General features: G+C 64.0%; 2 protein-coding genes. Both read left to right on the top strand.

Translation table 11 applies throughout. The features are described from left to right. A partial coding sequence (locus tag AC1Q6V_RS34635; RefSeq protein ID WP_492316811.1) for an OsmC family protein occupies nt 1-177 on the top strand: 177 nt, incomplete at its 5' end. Between the two features lie 59 nt (nt 178-236). Beyond that, nucleotides 237-727 (top strand): DUF1097 domain-containing protein (locus tag AC1Q6V_RS34630; RefSeq protein WP_454749742.1); only part of this gene is annotated, 491 nt, incomplete at its 3' end.

Genomic DNA, 727 nt, shown 5'->3' with positions numbered 1-727 from the left:
GCCGAGGTTGACCTGGGCATGGCTGGCGAGGCCTATTTGCTGCAGGCCCGGCTCAATGTCCACATCCCCGGCATCGACCGTGAAGTGGCCCAGGCACTGGTGGATACCGCGCACCGGACCTGCCCATACTCGAAGGCCCTGCACGGCAACATCCACGTCGAGACCAACCTGGTCTGACACACACCGTGACCTGCCTGAGGCCAACCGGGCAGGTCATCTTCCGGAAGGAGGCTCCCATGCCGAAGATTGGCATTTCGGTACAGGCTGCGGCACTGAATATCCCGCCAGGCACGTTCCATGGCATTACCCTGATCGGGGCCGTGGTGGCTGCCGTTACGACTTTCCTGACGCTCACCGCAGCGCTACCCGCCTGGGCCATGTTCCTTGGCTGGGTCGCATTCAACACAGGCTCGCAGACGGCGCGCGAAGGCGCAGCGAACCTTGCGGCATTCCTGCTCGGCATCGTCTTCGGTGCTGCGACCGGACTGCTGATTGGATGGCTGACGCCGCGCTTCGGTGACCTGGCTACACCGCTCGCGGTGTTCGGCGACGTGGTACTCGTGCTCAGCCTGCGCGCGCTGCCACGGATCAACAATCCGCTTGCCTATTTCCTTGGCCTGATCAGTTTCTTTGCTGCGAGCCAGCCACCGTCGCTGATGTTGTTAGGGGCGCTGGCCGCTGCCGGTGTGCTCGGCGCGATCGGCGCCGGTATCAGCAACGTGCTGCA

The sequence above is a fragment of the Cupriavidus sp. GW823-FHT07B10 genome, from assembly GCF_058794355.1.
Note: the sequence above shows the minus strand (reverse complement) of the source record. Positions and strands in the feature narration are given on the sequence as shown.